The 17,335-nt window shown below is 61.2% G+C and carries 15 protein-coding genes and 2 tRNA genes; 6 read left to right on the top strand and 11 right to left on the bottom strand.

The genetic code is table 11. The features are described from left to right. Positions 1 to 152: 152 nt before the first annotated feature. The 4 genes from crtI to HMPREF3171_RS04840 all read right to left on the bottom strand — a co-directional run bounded on the left by crtI (position 153) and on the right by HMPREF3171_RS04840 (position 2,805). Entirely contained in the window at positions 153 to 1,685 is a 1,533-nt protein-coding gene (gene crtI, locus HMPREF3171_RS04855) for a phytoene desaturase family protein (protein ID WP_070483338.1), read from the bottom strand. After that, entirely contained in the window at positions 1,682 to 2,488 is an 807-nt protein-coding gene (locus HMPREF3171_RS04850) for a phytoene/squalene synthase family protein (protein ID WP_070483387.1), read from the bottom strand. Before HMPREF3171_RS04850 ends, crtI begins: the two co-directional genes overlap by 4 nt. Positions 2,489 to 2,641: 153 nt before the next feature. Then, positions 2,642 to 2,714 (bottom strand) — tRNA-Ala (locus tag HMPREF3171_RS04845). Positions 2,715 to 2,731: 17 nt separating this feature from the next. After that, positions 2,732 to 2,805 (bottom strand) — tRNA-Ile (locus HMPREF3171_RS04840). A 725-nt stretch (positions 2,806 to 3,530) separates the two neighbouring features. Between HMPREF3171_RS04840 and HMPREF3171_RS12190 the strand changes: the two genes are divergently transcribed. Next, positions 3,531 to 4,775 (top strand): hypothetical protein, encoded by a 1,245-nt coding sequence (locus tag HMPREF3171_RS12190; RefSeq protein ID WP_070483336.1) that lies wholly within the window; start codon positions 3,531 to 3,533, stop codon positions 4,773 to 4,775. Positions 4,776 to 4,857: 82 nt separating this feature from the next. On the opposite strand, the gene HMPREF3171_RS04830 is transcribed toward HMPREF3171_RS12190, so the two are convergent. Together HMPREF3171_RS04830 and gyrA are read right to left on the bottom strand one after the other, a co-directional pair. After that, entirely contained in the window at positions 4,858 to 5,202 is a 345-nt protein-coding gene (locus HMPREF3171_RS04830; RefSeq protein ID WP_070421925.1) for a DUF3566 domain-containing protein, read from the bottom strand. 3 nt (positions 5,203 to 5,205) lie between these two features. Next, positions 5,206 to 7,722: a DNA gyrase subunit A gene (gene gyrA / locus HMPREF3171_RS04825; RefSeq protein ID WP_070483333.1), complete on the bottom strand. Its 2,517-nt coding sequence runs from the start codon at positions 7,720 to 7,722 to the stop codon at positions 5,206 to 5,208. 70 nt (positions 7,723 to 7,792) lie between these two features. Between gyrA and HMPREF3171_RS04820 the strand changes: the two genes are divergently transcribed. The 4 genes from HMPREF3171_RS04820 to HMPREF3171_RS04805 all read left to right on the top strand — a co-directional run bounded on the left by HMPREF3171_RS04820 (position 7,793) and on the right by HMPREF3171_RS04805 (position 10,651). After that, the gene (locus HMPREF3171_RS04820; RefSeq protein WP_070421923.1) at positions 7,793 to 8,005 is read left to right on the top strand and encodes a CopG family transcriptional regulator; all 213 of its coding nucleotides are present in this window, start codon (positions 7,793 to 7,795) and stop codon (positions 8,003 to 8,005) included. Beyond that, positions 8,005 to 8,265, top strand: a complete 261-nt coding sequence (locus HMPREF3171_RS04815; RefSeq protein ID WP_209273004.1) for a TetR family transcriptional regulator — start codon at positions 8,005 to 8,007, stop codon at positions 8,263 to 8,265. Before HMPREF3171_RS04820 ends, HMPREF3171_RS04815 begins: the two co-directional genes overlap by 1 nt. Before the next feature lie 79 nt (positions 8,266 to 8,344). Next, the gene (locus tag HMPREF3171_RS04810) at positions 8,345 to 10,186 is read left to right on the top strand and encodes a Rib/alpha-like domain-containing protein (RefSeq protein WP_070483331.1); all 1,842 of its coding nucleotides are present in this window, start codon (positions 8,345 to 8,347) and stop codon (positions 10,184 to 10,186) included. A gap of 27 nt (positions 10,187 to 10,213) precedes the next feature. Continuing rightward, a complete protein-coding gene (locus HMPREF3171_RS04805) occupies positions 10,214 to 10,651 on the top strand; it encodes a hypothetical protein (protein ID WP_141743353.1) in 438 nt (145 codons plus the stop codon). A gap of 131 nt (positions 10,652 to 10,782) precedes the next feature. On the opposite strand, the gene HMPREF3171_RS04800 is transcribed toward HMPREF3171_RS04805, so the two are convergent. Next, complete coding sequence (locus HMPREF3171_RS04800) at positions 10,783 to 11,682, bottom strand: chymotrypsin family serine protease (protein WP_141743352.1); 900 nt, start codon at positions 11,680 to 11,682, stop codon at positions 10,783 to 10,785. 114 nt (positions 11,683 to 11,796) lie between these two features. Here HMPREF3171_RS04800 and HMPREF3171_RS04795 point away from each other — a divergent pair, with 114 nt between their 5' ends. After that, complete coding sequence (locus HMPREF3171_RS04795; RefSeq protein WP_070483327.1) at positions 11,797 to 12,231, top strand: DUF6918 family protein; 435 nt, start codon at positions 11,797 to 11,799, stop codon at positions 12,229 to 12,231. Positions 12,232 to 12,320: 89 nt separating this feature from the next. On the opposite strand, the gene gyrB is transcribed toward HMPREF3171_RS04795, so the two are convergent. From gyrB to recF, 4 genes are all read right to left on the bottom strand, one after another. Then, positions 12,321 to 14,438, bottom strand: a complete 2,118-nt coding sequence (gene gyrB, locus HMPREF3171_RS04790; RefSeq protein ID WP_141743351.1) for a DNA topoisomerase (ATP-hydrolyzing) subunit B — start codon at positions 14,436 to 14,438, stop codon at positions 12,321 to 12,323. Between the two features lie 122 nt (positions 14,439 to 14,560). Then, complete coding sequence (locus HMPREF3171_RS04785) at positions 14,561 to 15,397, bottom strand: Abi family protein (protein WP_141739320.1); 837 nt, start codon at positions 15,395 to 15,397, stop codon at positions 14,561 to 14,563. Between the two features lie 162 nt (positions 15,398 to 15,559). After that, positions 15,560 to 16,156, bottom strand: a complete 597-nt coding sequence (locus HMPREF3171_RS04780; protein ID WP_070483325.1) for a DciA family protein — start codon at positions 16,154 to 16,156, stop codon at positions 15,560 to 15,562. Continuing rightward, positions 16,140 to 17,321: a DNA replication/repair protein RecF gene (gene recF / locus HMPREF3171_RS04775; protein WP_070483324.1), complete on the bottom strand. Its 1,182-nt coding sequence runs from the start codon at positions 17,319 to 17,321 to the stop codon at positions 16,140 to 16,142. The genes HMPREF3171_RS04780 and recF overlap by 17 nt, the downstream gene beginning before the upstream one ends. Positions 17,322 to 17,335: the final 14 nt, after the last annotated feature.

The raw sequence follows: 17,335 nt of genomic DNA, 5'->3' as shown, positions 1-17,335 counted from the left end.
GTCAGAAACCCCCTACAGAAAGCCAAAACGCCAGATCAACACCAAAAACTTAGAAACCTGACCCTCTGAACTGGACGTTTAGACAGTACTCAGGAAGAAAACCACAAGGTGATTTTCACCACAATCCGAGCAATTGTTCAACAAATCCCATTTCAGGCGCTGAGAGGGCCTGGGCTTTTGTCGCCGCGCAGGCGCTTCAGCACATTTTCAGCGGAAATCAAGCACATCGGCACGCCCACCCCAGGAACGGTCGTGGCTCCGGCGTAGTACAGCGCTCCCAGCTTCTTCGAAGCATTCGCGCCGCGCAAAAACGCCGACTGCTTCAGCGTGTGCGCCGGCCCGATCGCCCCACCCGACCACGCGTGGTAGCGGTCGCGGAAGTCTGCAGGACCGAGCGTCTGCTTAACGACGACCCTCTCGCCCAGGCCCTCAACCCCACACCACTGCTCAATCTGCGCAATGGCGGCGTTGGCAATCAGGTCCACCTGCGGGGAGGCCTCATCGCGGTACATGTTGCCGTGGCCGATCGTCTCCTCGGCGGCGACGGGCACGAGTACGAACAGGTTCTCGTCGCCTTCGGGCGCCACGCCGGGGTCGGTCGCGCTCGGCTTGGACACGTAGATCGACCGCGACGCACCCAACGGCCGCGCAGCCGGTTTGCCCTCGAAGACGGTGGCAAAGTCATCGTCCCAGTCCTCGCTGAACAACAGGTTATGGTGGGCCAACTCGGGGATCTCACCCTTCACGCCCAGCATGACCAGCACGGTGCCCAGGCCCGGATCGCGGCGGGAGAACCACGACTCGTCATACGTGCGCAGCTTCGGCGGCAGCAGCCGGGTTTCGGTGTGGTGCAAGTCGGCACACGAGATGGTGAGGTCGGCGGGGATGAGGGTGTCGTCGATAAGCGAAATGCCCGTGGCACGCCCACCGCCGTACGTGATGGAGGCAACGTCCGCGCCGAATCGGAACTGCACGCCCTGCTCGAGCGCCAACTCGTACAGCGCGTCCATCACCGCCGCGAACCCACCCTGCGGATACAGCACGCCCTGGGTGAGGTCCGTGTGGCTCATCAGGTGGTACATCGACGGCGTGCGCGCGGGATGCGACGACAAAAACACCGCAGGGTACGTCAGCATCTGGCGCAGGCGCATGTCCTTGAACTGGCCTGCGACGAAGCGATCCAGCGGCTCGACCAGGTAACGCAGCAACTTGCCGTACTGGCCGCGGATCTTGGCAAAGGGCTTCAGCGTGGAAAAGGTGGTGTAGAGGAAGTAGCGCAGCGCCAAGTCGTAGGTCTCGGCGGCGCGGTCGAGGTAACTGGCCAGTTGGGCGCCGGCGCCGGGCTCGATGCTGTTGAAAAGCCGGATCGCGTTGTCGCGGCCCGACTCCACATCGATCGGGTCGTGGTTCTCGGGGAAGAGACGGTAGGCAGGCGTGAGCGGCTTGAGATCCAGCACGTCCTCGGTGCGCTTGCCAAACAGTGCGAAGAAGTGGTCGAAGGCATCCGGCATGAGGTACCAGCTCGGGCCGGTGTCGAAACGGAAACCTTGGACGGTTTCGTTGCCGGCGCGGCCGCCATGCGAGCCGAGGCGCTCGACCACCGTGACCTCGTAACCCTCCCGCGCCAGCAGCGCCGAGGTAGCCAAACCGGCCGCACCTGCGCCGATCACCACCGCAGTTGTCATAGCCCTGTCCTCGCAATCGCCTTCGCCGTCAGCGCAACCTTGCGGCGCTGCGGCACACTGATGCGCTGCTGGGTCAACTGCGCGGCCGGGGTGCGCTCCGCGATCTCCGTGAGTTCACGAAACAGCGCCTCCGCGGCCGCCACTCCCCCACGCACCCCGCGAGGCAGCAACGGGATCGTCTCTAAGGCCTGGTCAAGTTCGGTGTGGATGGTGGTGGTGATGGCGTGCTTGGTGTCGTCGTCAAGCATGCGCCCAAAGTACGCCCGCCCGAGACTGCCCTGATCCTCCCCGAAATCGCGCAGGAAGTTGATGCGCTGGAACGCCGCACCAAGCGCGCGGGCGCCACGCTGAAGTTTCTCCGGATGGGGTGTCTGGCGCTCTGGGAAGAAAATGTCCAAACACATCAAGCCAATCACCTCGGCCGACCCATATATATAGGTCTCCAACTCCGCCGGGGAAAAAGCGTGCGGGTTGAGGTCCGCGCGCATCGACGCGAAAAACGCCTCGAGGTGCTCCGCGTTGAGGCGACAACGCCGATACGTATTCGCCCACGCGTGCAACACCGGATCCGTGTGAAAGCGCTGGTTAGGGGCCTGGAGTACCTGCTCCTCGTAGGCGTTAAGCAGGGTCTCGGGGTCTGCGTAGGCCTGCTGCGCGGCACCGTCGACGATCTCATCTGCGATACGCACCACCGCGTAGAAATTACGAATATCGCGGCGCACCCCCGGCGCCAACACCTTCGTAGCCAACGAAAAACTCGTCGAATACTGCGCAATCACCTGAGCAGCCGCACGATCCGCCATCGTGTCGTAACGGGAAAGGTAAGAGTTCACGCAGGCGCTTTCTATTTGCAGACTTTTCCGGGAGCTTACCGCGCAGCAACCGCTGCCTGGGCCCCTGGTGACCACCAACGCCAAAGGCCAGGTCCCCGGGAGGACCTGGCCTTTGTGTTCCTGTGGAGCATAGGAGAATCGAACTCCTGACATCCTGCTTGCAAAGCAGGTGCTCTACCAACTGAGCTAATGCCCCGTGCCCTTTTCGGGCTGTGGGCCTAGCAAGAATCGAACTTGCGACCTCATCGTTATCAGCGATGCGCTCTAACCGACTGAGCTATAGGCCCTGGGAACGAATAGGAATATTACAGAGCACTGCTATAACCGCCAAATCGCCAGGTTGTTGCGGGTTTTTATGCTTATCGTCTAGCTCGTTGTGCATTGCTACTAGACGACCCGCCTGCACCCTCCACATATCCCCAGGTGATGTTGGCGGTGGTTTTCAGTATCAGCGTGATCGTCTGGTTCGTCGGAACGGGAGCTAGACGATCAGGGCACAACAACCGCACCTCAACGACACCTCAACGACACCCTCGCGGAACGGGGGTATTTTTCGGGGGTAGGAGGCCTGCGCAAATTGGTGAACAATCCGCCCAACCTGGCCTTTTCGCCATGCAGCAGCGCCCCAAGACGGCGCCAAAACCTGTTTTTATACGAGCGTGACAGGCAAAACTCCTGGTGAGGGCCAGATCCCAAGTTGTATACCCATCCGTATGCAAATCAACGCATAGTATGCTGCTGCTCCGGATTGTTGAACGAACCGAACCGGAGCGCAAAAGATCGTTCAACAACCCGGCGCGACAGCCCTAAAATTAGCTCGGATTGATGAACAATCCGCACGATAAACGGGGTGAAAACGTTGAACAATCCAAAATAAACGTTGAACAATCCGGCCTCGAAAGGGCCGAAAATTCGGCGGGTTTACCAGCGCATACTTGGTGCATAAACTCGAGGGCAGCAAAGGAAATGCGGTGTTTACCGCAAACACCGCAGATAAGTAAGGAGCAGGAAAATGCGCGCAGCACTTCGTACCGGTCTCGCAGCAGCCCTCGCCGCCACCGTCGCCTTCGGTGGAGTTGTTCCGGCTAAGGCTGCAGAGCCTGCTGACGTTGTCGTCGATAATCAAGCGATCTCCGCGGAGCTCATCGACTCCGACGGCGACGGCATCCCCGACATCTGGGAGCGCAACGGCGTTGTCCTCGAGGACGGCACCGTGCTTAACCTGCCTGCTTACGGTGCGGACCCGAGCCGCCCGGACCTGTTCCTCCAGCTCAACTGGATGGAGTCCGAGTACAAGACCCTCGGCTGCGACGTCGAGCCTTCCGAGGCTTGCGCCAACGCCAACACCAAGGAATACGGCGTGAAGGCCGAGTCCCTGCAGGAAATGGTTGATCTTTTCGACGACCACGGCATCAACCTCCACGTCGACGCCGGCGAAACCTTCAACAACATCCCCGGCTACGAGGCTCGCGGCGGTGAGACCCTGAAGTACGTCAAGAACTACTTCGAGAACGAAAGCCAGGGTTCGAAGCTGCTGAACAACATCGACGAGATGCTCGGTGAGCGCCAGAACATCTTCCGCATCGGTGTTATCGGCGACCAGATCGACGCCTACAACCTGTCGTCCGGCGCCTCGCTGGTCAACGACACCTCGTTCTTCGTGGCTAACCACCGCTTCATGAACTCGGAAGAGATGCTGCGCAACACCATCCTGCACGAGCTAGGCCACACCCTCGGCCTGCGCCACCAGGGTGCGCACGCGGTGGTCAAGGACATCCAGGGCATGCGTCTGGATACCTCGGCCTACAAGTCGGTGATGAACTACGACTACCAGTTCGACTACTTCAACTACTCGGAGAAGCCATACCTGCTCGACACCCCGTTCGGTGTGCGCGAGGTTCCGGCGGACTGGGAAGCACTGGCCATCAACGCTTGGCGCATCGGTGCCCGTGGTGTTGCCTCGGCTCCGTCGCAGGAAGGGGCAGTTAACGACCCGGCTCCGAAGGAGCAGCCTGAGGAGGAGAAGCCAGCAGAGCAGCCAGCACCTGAGGCCGAGAAGCCCGCTGAGAACCAGCCGGAGAAGCCCGCCGAAAAGCCAGCCGAGCACGAGCAGCAGGCTGAGCAGAAGGACAAGCCGGCTCCGGTTGTTGAGAAGGACGTCAACGTCGCGGCGATCGTCGCCCCGATCGTGGCAATCCTGGCCTTGATCGGCATCGGCTTCGCGGTGATGAACATGATGCCGGGCCTGGGGTTCTAACCCAGCGCAGGCCAGCACAGAAAAGACTTAACGCGCCCCGGGAGGTACGACCCGGGACGCGTTTTGGTGTCGTCGATAAGCGCTATTTTGCCCTGTTAGACATGGTGTAGCGCACACCACCGACGAGGTCCGCGACGGCGTTGTACATGATCGCGGTCAGTGGCGCCATGATGGACATGAACACCACGCCGGCCAGGCCGAATAGGGCCGCGGCCATCATGGCGAGTTTCATGTCCACGACCTGGTCGCCGCCCACGCCGCCGATGAGCGAGTTGATGGACTCGACCACCCCGGCGCGGTCCAGCGCGAGGTACACCAGCACTGCGGCGAGCATCCAGGCGATGAACCCGAACAAGGCAAGCAGCGTCGCAACCTTAAAGACGGATCCGGCGCTGACGTTCCGGATTGTCACTTTGCGAGCGGCCATGGGCTACTCCTTCGCATCGTCGAGGGTCTTCTGGCCGGTTGCCACGGCAGTGGCTTCCTCTTCGCCCTCGTCTTCGACGTTGCGGTCGATGGCGAGCAGGTCCACGCCGTCGTTGAGGTCCACCAGGCGCACGCCCATGGTTGCGCGTGACGACGGGCGGATCTGGTTGACCTCAGTACGGATCACGCCACCCGCGGAGGTGATGGCGAAGATCTGGTCCTCCTCGGTCACGGCCAGGGCGCCGATGAGCTTGCCGCGCTTCGGGGTGTACTTGAAGGTCATCACACCCATGCCGCCGCGGCCCTGGGTGTTGTACTCCTCGATGGCGGTGCGCTTGCCGTAGCCGCCGGAGGTGGCCACGAGCAGGAACTGGCCGTCTTGGACGACGGTCATGGCGAGCAGTTGGTCGTCGCCACGGAAGCGCATGCCCTTCACGCCGGCGGTTGCGCGGCCCATCGGGCGCAGCTGCTCGTCGTCGGCGGAGAAGCGGATCGCCTGGCCCTGTTCGGAGACGAGCAGGATGTCGTCGTCCTCACCAACGAGGGACGCGCCGATGAGGGCGTCGCCTTCGTTGAGGTTCAGGGCGATCAGGCCGGAGGAACGTGCGGATTCGTAGTCGGTCAGGCGCGACTTCTTCACACGACCATCGCGGGTGGCCAGGACCAGGTAGGGGGCGTCCTCGTAGGACTGGATCTGGATGACCTGGGCGATCTTCTCTTCCGGCTGGAACTCCAGCAGGTTAGCCACGTGCTGGCCGCGGGCCGTGCGGCCTGCTTCCGGCAGTTCGTAGGCCTTGAGGCGGTAGACGCGGCCGAAGTTGGTGAAGAACAGGATCCAGTCGTGGGTGGAGCAGATGAAGAAGTTCTTCACCACGTCGTCCTGCTTGAGCTCAGCGCCACGTACGCCCTTGCCGCCGCGCTTCTGGGACTTGTAGGCGTCGACCTTGGTGCGCTTGGCGTAGCCCGTGGAGGTGATTGTGACCACGACGTTCTCGCGGGCGATGAGGTCCTCTTCGGTCACATCGCCGGTTGCGGCGACGATCTGGGTGCGGCGCTCGTCGCCATACTTGTCGACGATCTCACCCAGCTCCTCGCCAACAATCTGACGCTGACGCTCCGGCTTGGCCAAGATGTCCTTGTAGTCGGCGATTTGTTCCTCGATGGCGGCAAGGTCGTCGACAATCTTCTGACGCTCCAGCGCTGCCAGGCGGCGCAGCTGCATGGCCAGGATTTCGTTGGCCTGGATCTCGTCGACATCGAGAAGTTTCATCAGGCCCTGGCGGGCGTCGTCGACAGTCGGCGAGTTGCGGATCAGGGCAATGACCTCATCCAACGCATCCAGCGCCTTGACCAAACCACGCAGGATGTGGGCGCGCTTCTCGGCCTCGTCCAGGCGGTACTGGGTACGGCGGACGATGACTTCGATCTGGTGCTTGACGTAGTAACGCAGCATCTGATCCAGGCGCAGGGTGCGCGGCACACCGTCGACGATGGACAGCATGTTGGCGGAGAAGTTCGTCTCCAGCTGGGAGTGCTTGTACAGGTTGTTCAGCACCACACGCGGCACAGCGTCGCGCTTGAGGGTGACCACGATGCGCATGCCCACACGGTCGGAGGACTCGTCCTCGATCTTGGAGATGCCCACCATCTTGCCGTTGGTGACCTGCTCCGCAATATTATGGATGAAGTTATCCGGGTTGACCTGGTACGGCAGCTCGGTGATCGTGATGACCTGGCGGTTGCCAATCTCCTCGATTTCCGTCACACCGCGCATGCGGATGGAGCCGCGGCCGGTGGTGTAGGCGTCCTTAATACCCTGATCGCCCACGATGAGGCCGGCAGTTGGGAAGTCCGGGCCCTTCACGCGCTCCATGACGGCGTCGAGCGTGGTCTGCTCGTCCGCGTCGTGGTTGTCCAGGATCCACTGGATCGCGGCCGCCAGCTCGTTGAGGTTGTGCGGCGGGATGTTGGTGGCCATACCCACGGCGATGCCGTTGGAGCCGTTCATCAGAAGGTTCGGCACACGGGACGGCAGCACGGCTGGCTCTTGGGTCTTGCCGTCGTAGTTCGGGTTGAAGTCGACGGCGTTTTCGCGGATGTCGCGCACCATCTCCATGGCCAGCGGAGTCATCTTGCACTCCGTGTAACGCATAGCAGCTGGGCCGTCGTTGCCCGGCGAGCCGAAGTTACCCTGGCCATCCACCAGCGGGTAGCGCATCGCCCACGGCTGCGCCATACGCACGAGGGTGTCGTAGATAGCGCTGTCACCGTGCGGGTGGAAGTTACCCATGGTGTCTGCCACCGGCTTTGCACTCTTCACGTAGGAGCGCTCGGGGCGGTAGCCGTTGTCATACATTGCGTAGATGATGCGGCGGTGGACCGGCTTCATGCCGTCGCGCACATCTGGGAGTGCACGACCGACGATCACGCTCATGGCGTAATCGATGTAGCTGGTCTGCATCTCCTCGTTGATGTCGATTGGTTGAATGCGGTCCAAGCCGCCAGTGGTGTCATCAGCCATGTGATTGAGTCTAGCGGGCTTCTGTGGCTTTTTCCGCCACGACCATGGAGCGCCGTGGTATCAAAGTGGTATGGCTATGACGCTCCGGTTGACCGCAGACGAAGACAAAGCGCTCGTTTTACTCGCATCCGCATGGGGGTGCTCCAAGCAGGAAGCCGCGCGTCGTGCGGTGGTCTCCTCCGCAACGCGTTTGCTTGACGACGCCACCGTCACCGACCTCGCACGCTCCCTCATCCCCGGCTACACCGCCATGGAATCACGCATCCGGCAGGCCCGCTCGTGATGGGCTTGAGTGCAGAGCAGTTGCTGGCCATCGCCGACGAGTACTGCGACTTCCACGGATGCCACATCACGTCCTTCGGGTTCCTGGCAGCATGTGCTGCCGTGCCAGGCTCCCGGTTCCACGGCGTGCCGGTCTTCGACTCGGTGGACGCCGCAGCCGAGGCCTTGTCCTCTTCTATTACTGCGCTCGCACCGCTGTCGTCTGGCAACGAGGGATTCGCCGTGGTTGCCGCAGAGGTGTATCGGCGCTGGGCGGGATAAACGGGATAAATCCGAAAACTCGCATTACAGGTGTCTAGGGGTATAGTCGAAAAGTTCTTATAACTTATTGGAGGCAGCCATGAAGTTCAGTCGCACCGCAATTGCGGTCGCCACCACCGCCGCGTTGTTGGGCGGCGGTGTTGCCCTGCCCCACTCCCCCGCAACCGCCGCCACCTCACAAGCCTTCCTGTCCGGGCTGACTTGGCCGGTCAAGCAGGTTACGCCCGGCGGTACCGTGGAGATCGCCCCGCAGGGCTCCATCCCCAGCAACGTGCGCTTCGAGGGTTCCGACGACTACCTGGGCTACCGGTTCAGCACCAACCCACGCACCGGCGTGGTCACCATGCACGTCGCCGAAGACGTGATCCCGAACCAGCGCACCCAGTTCATGATCACCGGCAGCGACGGCGTGCGCGCACGCAGTTTCCCCATCATGATCCACGTCGTCGACACCATCGGCGAGATGGCAAAGAAGTATCCCCTGTCGTACTACCCAGCGTTCACCGTCGAAGACAGCTCCGATGCGGTGCTCTCCGTAGCGCAACTGCAGGGTGACTTCCCCGAAGGCACCCGATTCGAAGTCACCGCTCCCGACCATTTCAAGGTCACCGCTGCCGCCAACGGCGATCTGTCTGTCACGCAGCTCGATCCGGTCAAGCCAGGCTCCAAGAGCGCAGCCAGCGTGAAGGTGATGTACCCCGACGGCTCGTTCCGCAACGTGCGTGCAGATATCTACGCCTACTCCAAGAAGTCCAGCGAGTCCCTTGGCAGCGGTGCGTCTATCGAGGACTTCTTCAACAACATCTACGACAACGCCTTCACCCCGAAGTGGCACGACAAGACAATGAGCGGCAGCGAGCAAGCCTCCACCGCGTTGGCGGACGCCCTGCCCGAAGGCACCACCTTCAAGGCACGACCCGATCTCAACCCGAGCATCTTCCGCTTTATTGATGTCGATGTTGACGAGGCCAGCGGGGTTGTCGTCGTCAAGCCAAAGCGCCCACTGACAGCACCTTGGACCTTCCAAATCCCAGTCGAGGTCACCACCCCGGACAACCTCGTCGGCATCGGATGGGCAACCTTCACCGTCACCGAGGACGGCAAGTGGAACTCCGAAACCTTCACCGTGAAATACCCCGCCGCGAGCGCCACCACCACGGAAATCGCCACAGCCAAACCGGTCGGCGACTTCCCCGAAGGCACCACGTTTGAGATCAACCAAACGCCCCCGGCCGGCTGGCAGGTGAAGATCGACCGCCACACCGGCGAAATCAACCTGACCCCGCCGCAGCGCACCAGGGCCGGCACCACCGTGACCATGCCGGTAACCGCTCGCTTCCCCGACGGGTCGCGCACGTACCTTGAGACCAACTTCACCTTCACCAAACCCGAGGTGGAACAGGCATCCGTGACCACCGTGCGCTACCCCACCGCAAGACTCCTTCCCGGGGAAAGCGTGACCGTGAAGCCAAACAACTGGCCGGACGGCGCCGTAGTGAGCATCACTAACTTGGTCGTCCGTGACCTCACGTTTACGGCCGACACCTCCACGGGTGCCATCACCATCACAGCAGGTAAGAACGCGGACGTTGCGCAAATTGCGGCGAATGTGGTGGTGACCTACAAGGACGGCTCGCAAAACACGGCCCGCCTGCCAATCGCCATCCGCAGCAACACCACGACCGCAACGCAGCCTTCTGATGCGCCTGGTCCTGGTTCGCCCGCACCTGCGCCTGCGCCGAAGCCGGGGAAGCCGTCCACCGCCAATCCGGCACCCGCTCCTGCGCCTGCACCGACTCCTGGCGGTACGGACAAGGAGGGGTCCAGCACCGGCGGCATCATCGCCATCGTGCTCGGCGTCCTGGCCCTGCTCGGCGCCGCAGGGTTCGCAGTGACACAGATGGGTTCATTGCCCTTCTAACGATCCCGAGCGCTTAACATGTCTGCCATGAAGAAAATCGCCACCGCCGCCACTGCGATTGCCGTGGCCGCTGCCGTCGTCACCACGGTCGCACGAGCTCACGCCGAACCCGCCGTCACACAGCTCTCCACTACGAGCTCCGGTGGTTCCTCCAAGCCGAACTACCGTCCGGACTACGACAAGGACCTCGACGTGCCAGAAAAGCGCCCGCTTGAGGGCTCCTACACCGGCTCGGCTCCGATCTCGTTGACCATCGCGTTGGTGACCACGCTGGTTGCCATCCAGGCCATCGTCGATTTCGTGCCGCCAGTGCGCCAAGCTGTCGACGACGTAGCCAAGCAGTTCAACCTCACCCACGTCGTGGGCTCCTCCGAGAGCAACCGAATCTTCCCGGCACAGTTCATTACGTCCCAGGTCACGCAGGCGATTGACCAATTCCAGAAAAATCCCCCGTCGTTTAAGTAACGCCCCGCAACCGCGTATGTTACGGTTGTGAACTGTTGTGGTTGCAGTGACTTATGGGGCTGCGGAGGAAGAACTGCAACCAAAAAGACCGCGTCCATTCCTGGACGCGGTCTTGTCGTTTACCTCCGGTTCTAGCCCCAGTAATAGAAGTTGTACTGACTCAGGTACTCAAGCACAGGGCCGATTGCGGCAGCACCGATTTGGGTAGCATTCACCTTCGGTCCGAAGGACAGGACACCTGCGGCGTAGCGGCCATTCGGCCCCTCAACCCACACTGGGCCGCCGGAATCGCCGTGGTCCGAAATGTTCCGGAACCGGAACACCAGCGGACTTGGAGTATCGATGTAGTAGCCACACGACAAGCCGCTGCGCCAACCTAGACGGCAAAGCTTCGGCTCAGTCCTATCGATTGCCGGCAAACCAGCAACACCCTGCACACGGCCAACACCTGGAACGGTCGGGTCAATCTGCACGTTGGGGTTATCAAGGAAAATGACTGCGAAATCAGCATCGACCCCAATCCGATTCGGCATGCCGGTCGAAGAGATAAACCGACCCGCATACATGAGCTGGTTATTGGGAAGCATCACAAACGCACGGTCCCCTGTCACACCGCAGTGACCGGCGGTCAGGTTGAACACACGGTTAGTGTTCTGCTGGCGCAGCATCCACCCAAAACTGCATTCGCCTTTAGGACGACCCGCCTGGTCAAACACCGTATATTTGGCGCCCGGCGCCACCTTGCCCAGATTGACAAGCCGTTCGAAGCCCTGGGACTGGCGGTACACCTCGGTGTTGCGCATACCAGCGGTTACACGCGGTGCAGGCTTCTGCGGCTGCTGCGAAGGCCGAGGCTGCGGCGCAGGGTTGGGCCTCTCCCTGTCCGGTTGCGTAATGTTCTGCTGCCCTGGGTTTTCTGAACTCAACTCCCCCGATGACAATCCGCCGATGAGTCCGAGAACCGTCAGAATCGCGATGACCATACCTGCGATCTCAGGAAGCCGAGAAGCGAGGTCTTTAAAATCAGGCATAACGTTTCCTGTCAATTAGTGCCGAAGATACTGAAGACTATATCCCTGCTCCCTGACAGCTGCTTGTTTTCCCGCAAACAAAAATCCTGTCGTACGGCAAGTACACTGCCCACTATGAGTGATCTATCCAAGCTTCTCGACGCCTCCACCCGGTCCAAGCTCGTCGAGGACCTGACCCAACTGACGGAAACCACCGTGGCCAACCAGTCCGGCCTGACCGGCATGGCCCTCAAGTCCGCCATCGCTGCAGGTAAGAAGGCTGATGTAGACGCCGTGAGCAAGGGGCTGAACAAGTTCCTGCCGGACCTCGTCGAGTCGCTGAACCCGCACTGGAACGCCTTCAAGGCAAGCGGCCAGCAGGACTTCGGTGGGTTCCTCGCCGCGAACGAGGACTCCGTGATTGATTCCGTTCTCAAGGCTGGCGATACCGCCATCGAGTCCATGCCCAGCGCGCTGAAGAAGGTCTACTCCACGCTGCGCGGCAAGGCGAAGAAGATTGTGAGTCCGGCGTTGCCGGACCTGGGGCGTGTCGTCGAAAAGTACGCGTAGCGCAAAGCACCCGCAGCACCTCACAACCACCAACGCCCCGGCACTTCCACCAAGGGAAGTGCCGGGGCGTTGCTGTACGCGCCTACAGCCTAGACGTCGAGGAAGCGGACGTCCTTCGCGCGGCGGGTGATGAAGCTGCGGCGTGCCGCGACGTCGTCGCCCATCAGGATGGAGAACAACTCGTCGGCGCGCTGCGCGTCCTCGAGCTCCACACGGCGCAGGATGCGGGTCTCCGGGTCCAGGGTGGTCTCCCACAGCTCCTTGGCGTTCATCTCGCCCAGACCCTTGTAACGCTGGATGCCGTCATCGGTGTTGATCTTGCGGCCGGCCTCCAGGCCCTCCGCCAGCAGCTCGTCGCGCTCGCGGTCGGAGAAGGCGTAGCCCGGCTCGCCCTTGCCCCACTTGAGCTTGTACAACGGCGGGTTAGCCAGGTACACGTGGCCGTTCTCCACCAGTTCCGGCATGAAGCGGAATAGCAAGGTCAGCAGCAGGGTGGCGATGTGCTGGCCGTCCACGTCAGCATCGGCCATGAGCACGATCTTGTGGTAGCGCAGTTTCGCAATGTCGAACTCTTCGTGGATACCCGTGCCCAGGGCGGTGATGATGGCCTGGACCTCGGCGTTCTTGAGCACGCGGTCCATGCGGGCCTTCTCCACGTTCAGGATCTTGCCTCGCAGCGGCAGGATCGCCTGGTACTTGGAGTCGCGGCCGCCCTTTGCGGAACCGCCTGCGGAGTCACCCTCCACGATGAACAGTTCGGACTTTGCAGGGTCCTTGGAACGGCAGTCCGCCAGCTTGCCCGGCAGGCCACCCAGGTCCGTCGCAGACTTACGACGAACCAGGTCACGCGCCTTACGCGCCGCCTGACGAGCCTGCGAGGACGCCACCGCCTTGTTCACGATGACCTTCGCCTCAGCCGGGTTCGCGTCGAACCAATCGGACAGGTTCTCGTTGATGGCGCGCTGGACAAAGCCCTTGACTTCAGTGTTGCCCAGCTTCGTCTTCGTCTGGCCCTCGAACTGCGGGTCAGCCACGCGTACGGAGACGACAGCGGCGAGGCCCTCACGGCAGTCGTCGCCAGTAAGATTCGGCTCCTTGTCCTTGAGCAGCTTGTGCTCGCGGGCGTAGCGGTTCATCAACGTGGTCAGCGCGGCGCGGAAACCTTCCTCGTGCGTACCGCCCTCATGCGTGTTGATGGTGTTGGCAAAGGTGTGGACAGACTCCTTAAACGAGCTGTTCCACTGCATCGCCACCTCAGCCTCGAGGCCGTCACCCTTCTGGTCGAAACCGACGATGGTCGGGTGGATGGCGGTCTTCGACTTGTTCAGGTAGTTGACGTAGTCAATCAGGCCGTCTGGGTAGTGGTAGACAACCTTCTTCTCGCGCTTCTTCTTGACGTCCGGCGCAACCTCATCGCCAGCCTCAACCGGGTTGCCGTCGCCGTCCTTATCCACCTCGGACGCGTCGACGGTTTCGGTGTTGTCGTCGAACGAGTCGCCGCCGATAAGCGCCGCAGTGTCGCCCTCTTCCGCAATCGCCTCGAGCTCGAGCTCCTCATCGGTGACGCGCTGGTCCGTCAGCGTAATCGTCAGACCCTTGTTCAGGAACGCCATCTCCTGCAGACGGCGCGCAATGGTGTCGTAATTGAACTCGACCGTCTCGAAGATCTCCGGGTCCGGCCAGAACCGAATCGTCGTACCGGTACCGCGGGCGTTGCCGCCCTCCTCCAGCTTGTCCGGCACAGCCATCTTGAAGTTCTGCAGCCAGTGCTTGCCGTCGCGCTTAATGTCCGCCTCAACACGAGTCGACAGCGCGTTCACCACGGAAATACCAACACCGTGCAAACCACCAGACACCGCGTAGGAATCCGAGTCGAACTTACCGCCGGCGTGCAGCTGCGTCATGACAACCTGCACCGTCGGTGCACCAGACGGGTGCATCTCCACCGGAATACCGCGACCATTATCGACGACCTCAACGCCGCCATCTGCCAACAACGTCACATCGACCTGGTCGGCGTAACCCGCCATCGCCTCGTCGACAGAGTTGTCCACGACCTCCCACACCAAGTGGTGCAGACCACGCACACCAGTGGAACCGATGTACATACCTGGGCGCTTACGCACCGCCTCAAGGCCCTCGAGAATAGTAATCGACGACGCGTCGTAATGGGGTTGCTGTTCAGCCACTGCGGGACGCTCCTCCATGCGTGAAATATGGGCCCTAAGCCCGTTGAACTCGTTTCATCTTACACGCCGAGGGGGACATAACGGGCACTCGTCCAACCCGCGAGCGGGCGTTTCACGCCCCAATTTCACGTTTTCGGGTTTTAAAGGACAGTCAATCCGTCAAGGAAATCTTGTTGCTGGGCGATCACAGAACGAAAGCGGTTGTTTTGTCGGATAACCTCCGCAACGTCCTCGTCGATATAGCTCGCGATACTAACGAGGTTATCCGCATCACTATTAAAGTTGTGCCGTCCGAGAAGATGTTCATGATGAGCGATCCGGTTCCGTAACTTGGCAAACTGGTTTAATTCGTTCCTCAGCTGGGAACGCTTGCCTTGATAGTTCGGAAAAGCCTCAACCAAACACGGCTCCCATAGCGTCTGTTCGTAGTTGAGATAGCCGCGCCCTGGACCCGAGTCTCCGTTATTCAACAAGCTAAGCCACATTCCTAGAGAAACTTTTCCTACAAAATAGTCCCCCGAAATAGCAGAACTGGGACGCTTCCGTTTAATCTCACTCAGTTTCTGTTCAAATGCACGGTAGTCTTTTCGCGTCAGAAGGATGTACTTGCTCTTGAGCTGATTCCCTTCTTCGGAAGACGATATGGAGTCTTCTCCATTCATCACTAACGTATGCCAACCGTCTTCGTGGTCTATATCGAAGTAGTCGCACAGTTCGTCGTTCATAGCGTTGCGGACGAGAACCTCCACCAGCGCCACTGCGGGCCAAAAAGACCCCGCGATTTGTGAGTCCCAGAAATACAGTCGACTTGCAGCCCGGTTAATTCTTTCAGAAAGTTCGAGGTGTTGTTCCGCCCTTGGTAAGCGATCAACTGGCGCTTCCTGTCCATTCTTTCCTGGCGTTAAAACATAATCCCGAAACGTTGACATTCTCGGCGAAGAAGCGATGAGATTCATATTCAGATCGCTGAAATTCATTTCCACCCCCAGAGATTTCAAATGCCCCGAGCGTCCTGAAAACTCAGAACCTTCGCCGTTACTGGCTCAATCTGCGGGGCTTACATGGAAAACAATAAGCGACACTTTTCCCCAACGCAAGCTCTAACTGCGTGAGGGTATTGACATTCAAATCAGTAATCCCTACCCGTAGGTGTCCCGCGGGCCGCGGCCTTTGACGTGCAGCGGCCCGTAGCGCCAACTTTTCGTCTTCGGTCCGTAGATGTGCAGTTTGGTCACCACGTCCGGCCCGACTTTCTCGGCGATGGCGCGCAGCACTTCGCGCTGCATGTACTTCATCTGGGTCGCCCACGCGGTGGAATCACAACTCACGTGCACTTCGTCGCCCTTGATCATCTCCACGTGCGTGTGCTGTGCGATCTTCTCCCCGACCAGGTCCTCCCAGTGCCCCATCACCCAGCCATGCGCCATCTTTTCGGTCCAGTCGCGTTTGCGCACTTCTTTGCCCAGCAGGTTGGCAAAAGAGGAGACTTTGTAACTCCTCGGCAGCGCGCGTCCGTCCAGGCCGGTGGGAATCCCCCGAACATCTGCTTGTCGACGACCCCCTTCCGGCAAGTCCAACCCCGGCACCGTGATGGTGCGGTGGTCGTCGATAAGCGTTGGCTTGTTGCGCCTTGGAATCACACTTCTGCCCTGCCGGGAGAGGTCCGGCAGGCGGCCGCCGCGTTTGCGGGCGGTGGCGCGCAGGTTGTCGAAGGGGGTTTTAATGAGATCGCTCAATCGAACTCACCCCATCCTCCATGGTCACGGCGTAGCGGGCGGTGACGGCGTCGTCGAGGTTGCCGGGCAGATCGTCGCCAACCGCGGCGGTGATCAGGACCTGCTCGGTCTCTTCCGCCACGTGAACGAGGCGCTCGCGGCGTTTGGCGTCGAGTTCGGCGAAGACGTCGTCGAGAATCAGCACCGGATCCTTGCCGTCGCTGGACAACAATTGGTATTCGGCCAGGTGCAGTGACAACGCATACGACCAGGTCTCCCCGTGCGAGGCGTAACCTTTCGCAGGGTTGTCGCCGAGCATGAGCGCCAGGTCGTCGCGGTGCGGGCCGACCAGCGTGATGCCCCGGTCGATCTCCTCCTTGCGGCGCCGCCCCAACTCCGTGAGCATCGCCGCCTCAAACACGGCAGGGTCCCGCGAGGGCCCGCCGGCGAGCTCCGTGACAGCTTTGTCCAGCGTAGAGCGGTATTCCACCGACGCCGGCCGCGACTCCGGCGCCACCGAGTGGTACGCCTCCGCGATCAGGGGCCCAAGCGTATCGACGAGCCCATGCCGCCCCGCCACCACCTGCGCCCCAAAATGTGCAAGCTGGCCGTCCCACACGTCGAGGGTGCTCAAGGCGCTGGCGCCGTCGTCGTCACCATAGCCCCTGCGAAGCGCCATGTTTGAGTGCTTGAGCAGTGCGTTTCGTTGGCGCAGCACCCGCTCATAATCCGCGCGGGCCCCGCCAAGACGCGGCGTGCGCAGCGCCGCCAGGTCGTCCAGGAAGCGACGCCGCTCCGCCGGCTCACCATTGATCAGCCGCAGGTCCTCCGGTGAAAACATCACCGTGCTCAACACGCCCAGGATCTCCCGGGCGGACTTCAGTTTCGTGCGGTTGATCTGCGCCTGGTTCGCCCCATGTGGCTTGATCAGCAGGTGTGTTGTGAGTTCCCGGCTGTCGTTGACCGTGGTGACCGAGACGCGCGCGTTCGGTTTGTTGCTGGCTACGAGGGGTGCGTCCGTCGATACGCGATGGCTCGACAACGTGGACGTGTAATGCACAGCCTCCACAATGTTGGTCTTGCCATGGCCGTTGCGCCCGGCGATCACCGTCACCCCCGGCTCGAGCTTGAGATTCAACTCGGGCCACGAGCGGAAATCACGCAGATCAAGCTCGCGGACGTGCATACAGACCGCCCGCG

Origin of the sequence: Corynebacterium sp. HMSC08F01, assembly GCF_001807545.1 — a bacterium.
GTDB lineage: Bacteria > Actinomycetota > Actinomycetes > Mycobacteriales > Mycobacteriaceae > Corynebacterium > Corynebacterium coyleae.
The sequence above is the reverse complement of the archived record's forward strand: the minus strand, read 5'-3'. Positions and strand labels throughout refer to the sequence as shown.